Here is a 1447-nt window from a genome sequence, read left to right as displayed (position 1 = left end):
CCTCCGACGGCACCCTCGTGCACCTGTGGACCTGCCACGGCGGAGCCAACCAGAAGTGGACCCTGCCCTGACTTCTGTCACCAAAAAAGGAGCGACGGACATGCGCAGACAACCCCGAATGTTGTTGGGCGGGGCGGCCACGACACTCGCCGCCCTGGCCCTCCTCGCACAGCCCACACCCGTCAGTGCCGCGGACACGTCCTACGACGTCCTCGTGTTCTCCAAGACGGCCGGTTTCCGGCACGACTCGATCCCGGCAGGGATCCAGGCCATCCGGGACCTCGGCGCGGCGAACAGCTTCACCGTGACGGCCACGGAGGACGGCAACCAGTTCACCACCGGCAACCTGAGCCGTTACGAGGCGGTGGTCTTCCTCAACACCACCGGCGACGTCCTGAACGACGCCCAGCAGTCGGCGTTCCAGTCGTACATCGGATCGGGCGGCGGCTTCGTCGGCGTCCACTCGGCCGCGGACACGGAGTACAACTGGCCGTTCTACGGCGAGTTGGTCGGCGCCTACTTCGCCTCACACCCCGCCGTCCAGCAGGCAGACGTCAAGGTGGAGGGGCGGGCCCACGCGGCGACCGCCCACCTGCCGCAGACCTGGACCCGTACCGATGAGTGGTACAACTTCCGGACCAACCCGCGTAGCACCGCGCGCGTGCTCACCACGCTGGACGAGTCGTCCTACTCGGGCGGCTCGATGGGCGCCGACCACCCGCACAGCTGGTGCAAGACCCACGCGGGGGGCCGGGCCTTCTACACCGGCGGCGGGCACAGCCAGGCGTCGTACACCGAGCCGGCGTTCCGGGCGCACCTGCTCGGCGGCATCCGGTACGCGGCAGGCCGGACCAAGGCCGACTGCCGGCCCGAGACCGGCTACACGACCCTCTACAACGGCTCGACCACCGGCTGGTCGCAGGCAGGCCCGGGCGGCTTCACCAACTCGGACGCCACCCTCACCTCGTACGGCGGCATGGGCATGCTCTGGTACAGCGCCCGGCAGTTCACCGACTACTCGCTGAAGCTGGACTGGAAGATGCCCGGCGACGACAACTCCGGTGTGGTCGTGGGCTTCCCCCCGACGAGCGACCCGCAGTCGGCACTGGACAACGGCTACGAGGTCCAGATCGACGCCACCGACGCGCCCGACCGCACGACCGGCTCGATCTACGCCGTCAAGGCCCCGGACACGGCTGCCCGGGACGCGGCGCTCAACCCACCGGGCGAGTGGAACACCTTCGAGTTGCTGGTCGAGGGGGAGCGGCTCCAGGTCTGGCTCAACGGCGTGAAGATCAACGACTTCACCAACACCGACCCCGCCCGCTCGCTCGCCGGCCACGTCGGCATCCAGAACCACGGCACGGGGGACGACGTGTCGTTCCGCAACGTCCGGATCAAGGACCTGGGCGGCAGCCCGCCACCCACCCCCGGCACGGGTCCGGTC

The 1447-nt window shown here is 69.5% G+C and carries 1 protein-coding gene; it reads left to right on the top strand.

The window, feature by feature from the left end; genetic code table 11:
• Positions 1-100 precede the first annotated feature (100 nt).
• Positions 101-1447: ThuA domain-containing protein (locus GTY47_RS31300; RefSeq protein WP_029181830.1), on the top strand; the 1347-nt coding region annotated here is incomplete at its 3' end.

This window comes from Streptomyces sp. SID5464 (genome assembly GCF_009862985.1).
GTDB lineage: Bacteria > Actinomycetota > Actinomycetes > Streptomycetales > Streptomycetaceae > Streptomyces > Streptomyces chartreusis_D.
This window is presented reverse-complemented; position numbering and strand designations above follow the sequence as displayed.